This window comes from Micromonospora sp. NPDC023814 (assembly GCF_040639595.1).
GTDB lineage: Bacteria > Actinomycetota > Actinomycetes > Mycobacteriales > Micromonosporaceae > Micromonospora.
In genome coordinates this window covers 1-6,011 of record NZ_JBFAAF010000146.1, presented here as the reverse complement: position 1 = coordinate 6,011, position 6,011 = coordinate 1, and the positions used below count along the sequence as shown (strand labels likewise).

Here is a 6,011-nt window from a genome sequence, read left to right as displayed (position 1 = left end):
CGCCGGGGCGCACCACCGGCTCGCCGCCGACCTACGCGGTGACCTGGTGGCCGCCGGGCCCGTCGCCCCCGGAACTCCCGGGGTCGCCGCCGCCTCGACGGAGTACGCCCTGAACATCCGGGTCACCACCGTCACCCACTACGGCGGCGACACCGACGCCGACACCAACGAGGTAGAAGCGCTCGCCGTCGACCCGGCCGCCTACCAGCAGGCCCACCGGCTGCCGCTGCTCGCCGGCTCGTACGGCGACCTCCACGGGTTCACCGTCGCGGCGGCCGGCGGGCAGCTCGGCGCGAGCGTGCGGATCCGCGTCGGGGGCCGAGACCTCACGACGCGCGTGGCGGCGGTACTCCCGCCGACCCTCAACGGCGGCCCGGAATACCTGCTGCCGCAAGACATCGTCCCGCGCGCCGCGCTCGGCCCGGCGCGGGCCGTCGTCCGGCTCCAGCCCGGGGCGGACTCCGCGGCCGTGGCCAGGACACTGTCGCAGCCGGTGCTCACCCTCGACGACTGGATCGCGCAGAATGACAGTGCGCAGGACAACCTCAACACCGGCGTGTTGAAGGTGGTCCTGGGCATGGCGGCCATCTACGCCGCGATCGGCGTGATCAACGCGGTCGTCATCGCCACCGGGGAACGCCGCCGCGAGTTCGCCGTCGCCCGGCTCACCGGCTACAGCCGCGGCCAGGTGGTCGCCAGCGCCCTGCTCGAGTCGGCGATTGTCACCGTCACCGGCCTGCTGCTGGGCTGGCTCGCGGCACTGGCCACCCTGATCGGCATCAGCGGAGTCGCCGGCACGCTGGTGATCCCGTGGGGCATCGTCTGGCTGACCGTCCCGGCAGCCTTCCTGGTTGTCAGCGCGACCAGCATGTGGACGACCCTCGCTGCCACCCGGCTCGCACCGATCGGGCTGGCCGGGGCACGCGAGTAGCGCAGACCCGCTGCGCTATCCCAGGCAGTAGGGGTCGGCGCGGCTCGACATGCCGCTCGTCTGTGTGCAGTGATCTCGTGGCTTGCGTCGACGGCCGCCACGACCTCGGGGCGCCAGTCCGGCTCGACGGCACACTTCGACCGGAGGAAGAGCTCGACAGGGCCCGCTCTGAGCACTCTGCGCCACGGTGGCCAGGTCCACGCCGTGACCGCCAGGTGCATGGCCGACGAGGCGGCCGTCGTCGACGGATGACGCGACGCGTAGTAGGTCGTGCCACCGAAGTCTGTGCCCGGCACCACGGTGGGGTCTGGGCAGGCGAGCTGGTAGATGAACACCGGCGCCCGGCGCCGCGCCGCCTTGGCCCCCGCGATTTTGATCCCATCACGCAGATGGGCAAGGTGATGATCGCGAATTACAGCTGCGCCGGGGGTACACCGGGCCGCGACCGATGGAACGTGGCGATGATCCGGTCCAGCTCGGCCCTGATACGTGCCGCTGAGCAGGCCAACCTCGTCGATAAGATGTCCGGCGGCTTGAAGAGGCTGAGGAACATCGTCTCGTCGCGGCAGGTGCCGACAGTCAGCGGCTTGCCGGCCGACCACGGCGGGGCTCCCTCGGCGAACCGATGCTCGCGGGATGATGCACCCGTCGACGACCGCGCCGAATCCGGACAGCACCAGTTCGATGCGAGAACACTCGACCGAGAGCCGCTTAGTGTTATGCCCCAGGGACGCAAGGAGCTCGAAGTCGTCGGCGTACCGATGGAAGTGGTCGATGCCGTCGCCGGACGGCGCTCGCGCGAGCAAGGCGGGTCGCGTTCGTAGTCCCACCAGTCGTTGGTGTTGCCGCTCGCGACCTGGTGTGCCGAAGTGACGCTGTCCCACAGGAAGTCGTCGGGAAAGTCCACGCGTTCTCAGAGCGCAGAGGCGCGGTCGCCTTCGTCGGCGGGCAGGCCGTCGCCGCCGTGCAGGACAGTGTCCTCCTCACCCTGGTCGCCGGCGCCGCGACCGCCGTGCCCGCCGTGGTCGTGTACCGGTGGGTGGTGCGGCGTACCGAGCGGCGGGGGCCCACCGAGCTGGCCGGCGCCGGGTGGCGCGGGAAACTGACCTGCGGGACGCTCATGGGGTTCGCCATCTTCGCGGCCGTCATCGCCAACATCGCCTTCCTCGGCGGCTACCACGTCGAAGGTTGGGGCTCGGGGACGGGCCCGCTCGGCCTGCTCGGCTTCATGGCGGCCGCCGTCGTGACCGAGGAGCTGCTGTTCCGGGGCGTGCTGTTCCGGATCGTCGAGGAGCGTACGAGCACCTGGATCGCCCTCGTGCTGACCGGCGTGGTGTTCGGCGCGATGCACTTGGCCAACCCGGACGCCAGCCTGTGGGGCGCGACCGCCATCGCCATCGAGGCCGGGTTCATGCTGGCCGCCTGTTACGCCGCCACCCGCAACCTGTGGGTCCCGATCGGCCTGCACTTCGGCTGGAACTCGCCGCGGGCGGCATCTTCAGCGTCGTGGTCTCCGGCAACGGCGACTCGAAGGGGCTCCTGGAGGCCACGACGTCGGGCCCGGCCGCGCTGACCGGCGGCGACTTCGGCCCGGAGGGCAGCCTGTACGCGGTGCTGGCCGGCGTGGTGCTCACCGTGGTCTTGATGTGGCTGGCCCGCCGCCGCGGCCACATCGTGCCGCGCCGCCGCACGGTGGCGGGCCCGGCGACCGCTACAGTCACCCAGTGATCAAGCTCTGGAGTCTCCCGGACCTGTGGCGGCAGTGGCCGGTCAGGTCCGGGATCTTCCGTTAGCGCTGGAGGTCGGCCTTGTCGCGATGGTGCCAGGGCTGGGACGGCAGGGCACGCAGCTCGGCGACTTGCCCGACCGGCGCCACGACGCGTTGACCGTCCCAGTCATCGCCCTGAAGAGCCTCGATCTGCTCGACCTGGGACGGACGATCCGCGTACGCCGTCCTTCGGCGACCTGCACGCCCTCGTGGAAGAAACCGCGCAGGCCGGGCAACCAGGGGAGTTCACCGACGAGGGCCCGGATCGGACCCGAGTTGGCCGGCGGCCGGTCGGTCATCGCAGAAGTCCGCCGTTGACCAGATAGTGCAGGTCGCACAGCAGCTCCGAGACGATCACTGGATCGAGGGCGGCGAAGTTGTCCGCCCCGGTGAGTCGCGCGTCGCGGAAGAACTGCGCGGGCTGGTCGTAGACATCGCTGACCGTGATCCCCGGGTCGAGCGGGAAGTACATCCCTCCAGGACCTGGGAGGTCGCACTCCATGGTGGTCTGGATTCCGGCGTCCATCGGCACGCTCCGCCTCCACCACCCGCGACGCTCCAGTTTCAGTAACCGGTCGACCGGGACGTCGACGTCGACGAACTCGGGCAGTCCCTGCTGTGCGGCCTGTTCCGCGGTCGGCCGCCACACCGGCCGATGGAGCTGCGGGAACGGCTGAAGAATCTCATAGTCGGTGAGCAACGCCATCCACGCGGACAGGTCGGCCTCCAGGTCCAAGGGATGGGCGACACCGACCACGTCGTCGTCGCCCACCGCGAACGCCTTGTCGTCGACGTCGGCCATGCTGCCGTCGTCGGTCACCCGGAACGCCGTGCCCGCCGCCCCGTCCGCGCTGACGGTCACCCACACCAGACGCCGTACCAGGTGCTGCATCAACGGATGCCCGACCAGCAGCCGCCGGAACTCCGCACCGGTCCACCGCCGCCGGATCACCATCGCCTCCTCCAACCGGCGAATCTGATCCGTCGCCACGGAACGCAGGTCCTTCTTTAACCCGGCGAACCTCTGGTACGCCGCCGTCGCGAGCGCCTCGTCGTCGTTGGCACCCGGTTTGGGCAACTCCTTGCGCCTCCTGCCGTCCTCATCCATCACCAACGGCTTGAGCTGCTCGTCGAAACTCACCACGAAACGACGCGGACCATAGTCCAGTGTGAGAGTGTTCTGATCGTCTAGCCCGAAATCGGGAACGAGCCGATCGGCCAGCTGGTCGGAGGTCAATCCCAGCTCCGCGGCGACCGCCCGGACCCGGCTGTCCGCGCCGTACTTCAGCGCTTCGAACTTCACATTCCGCGAGATGGCGTGGAGGTGGATGAGCGCCATCTCGGAGCCGATCGCGTAGAGCACGTCGAGCCCGGTCATGGCACGCGCGTGACCGCCCGCGCCCGGCCAGGCCCGGACGACCGGGCTGAGCCGCGGCGCACGGTGTCGTCGTCGCCCATCAACGCCAACGCCTCCAGCACCCAGCTCTGCTTCGGCGGGAACCCCGCCGACTCCCAGGCCTTGAACAGAGACCAGCCGAACTCCGCCAACGCAACCGGATCCAGCGTCTCCCGCACCGCGGCCAAACCCGGGTACGGCAGACCCAGGCGCGACAACGCCAGCATCGTGCACAGATGTCGCACCGCCTCGGACGGCAACGCATGACGGCGATCGCGCAACAGCACCGGCGTCAGCGAACCGGCATCCTCAATCCATGGAGGAAGATCTGGCAGCCGTGCCGGCACGGCCTCCGCCGGACCGACCGACAACAACAGCTCCACCGCGGACGCCGCGGCAGCGCCGTAATCAGCGGCAGCTGCCCGTACCAAGCCGGCGTGACCAGCCGCTACCAGCACCCGCAGCGCCTGCTCCGCCGCACGACGCTCCGCGGCGACCGGACCGACCGCCGCCGGGATGAGATCATGCGCCGCTGCCTCCGGGTGCCGCCGGAGCCAGCTCACCGCGATCCACCGCACCGCCTTCAACCGGTCTAGCCAATCGGCCATCAGGGCGGCGACCCCGGCCCCCTCGGCGGGCAGCAACAGAGGGCCATAGATGTCCAGCGAACCCCGTTGACGGTTGCGCTGGACCACGACCGGCAACGCGTGCACGCCGAACCGGGCAAGCAGATGGGGCAGGGTCCATCCCGGCGACCAGAAGCTCGTCGGACGCCAACCGGGCAACAGCTCCAGCGCCAGCGACCGCGGTGCGTTGACGAAGAACTTTTCCTCGTCGGCGGCGTGGCTCATTCCGCCCTCGCGCAGCTTCGCCGCCGCCTGCTCCCAGCGTGCGAGGCCGGCGGCGTCCTCCGGTCCGGGCTCCTCGAACTCCGGCACCAACGCCTCGCGCTCCCCGGCAGCCCAGCACAACCGCGGCACGTCCGGCGGAGTCAGCCCCTTCACCACCACCGGCTCGGCCACCGCCCACGCACGCGTCCACGGCGGCGTTGCCAACAACGGGTGCAACAACCGCGCCGGTGCCTGCGGCACCGTCGACAACGACGCCAGAATCGACTCCACCTGCCGCCGGGCCACCTCCGGCAACGACGGCAGCACCGCACCCGCCACCTCCGGGTTCGCCGTCGCATGCCGGCGCAACAACTCGGCCGCCGGCCCCCGCTTCCCGTCCGGGTCGCCAGCCCTCATCCCTAGCAGACGCAGCGCCCGCACCGGGAATCGCTGCATAGCCTCGCTGAGCCCGGCCATGGCCAGCTCGTCGTCCGCATGCTGCACCAACGCGCCGAACGCTTCGTCGGTCGGGATCAACGCCAGACCACCGATCACCGCCCGCCGCTCGGCGGTGTACGCGTTCCGGTTGTTCAGCAACTCGATCAGGCGCGGCGCCACCGCCGCCCCGACCCCATCGAGGAGCGTGGCCAGCAGTCCACTCCGCAGCTTTAGATCGGACGCATCGATCTTCCGGACCAACCGATCCCACAGTTCAGGCGTCGAGACCGCGAACCCGACCAACTCGATGCGACGCAGATCGGCACCACAGTCCTCCTCGACCCACTCCGAGTCGGTCGGCATCAGATATGTGGTGATCGTGCGCTGCACCGTCGAGCGATATTCCGCAAGCGCTTGCCGAGCCTCCTCGTAGTCGGCGTCGTCGGCGACGGCAAGTCGGGCCCGTACCCGCTCCGCCAGCGGCAGCCACGGATCGAAACTCCACCGGCCACCGACGTCTGCCGGCGTCACCCGGCGCAGGTTACCGGGAATCTTGTATCTCTGCCCTCTGACGTCCAGACCGGCGGCCTCCGCGACGCCCCGTGTCGCGAACGTCAACCCGTGGGCCGCGATCCATCCGTCGGCGAG

Annotated in this window: 3 protein-coding genes and 2 pseudogenes; 3 read left to right on the top strand and 2 right to left on the bottom strand. The window is 70.2% G+C overall.

The window, feature by feature from the left end:
* The 3 genes and pseudogenes from AB0G14_RS34385 to AB0G14_RS34375 form a co-directional block, all read left to right on the top strand.
* On the top strand, positions 1-931 hold a 931-nt coding region (locus AB0G14_RS34385; protein ID WP_357704759.1), incomplete at its 5' end, for an ABC transporter permease.
* 389 nt (positions 932-1,320) lie between these two features.
* Positions 1,321-1,755, top strand: coding sequence for a hypothetical protein (locus AB0G14_RS34380; RefSeq protein ID WP_357704757.1), 435 nt, complete (start codon positions 1,321-1,323; stop codon positions 1,753-1,755).
* Positions 1,756-1,895: 140 nt separating this feature from the next.
* Positions 1,896-2,659, top strand: a pseudogene (locus AB0G14_RS34375) (CPBP family intramembrane glutamic endopeptidase).
* A 335-nt stretch (positions 2,660-2,994) separates the two neighbouring features.
* Here the strand turns inward: AB0G14_RS34375 and AB0G14_RS34370 are convergent.
* A complete protein-coding gene (locus AB0G14_RS34370; RefSeq protein WP_357704755.1) occupies positions 2,995-4,077 on the bottom strand; it encodes a DUF4132 domain-containing protein in 1,083 nt (360 codons plus the stop codon).
* A pseudogene (locus tag AB0G14_RS34365) lies at positions 4,074-6,011 on the bottom strand (hypothetical protein); the annotation flags it as partial. The gene AB0G14_RS34370 and the pseudogene AB0G14_RS34365, both read right to left, overlap by 4 nt.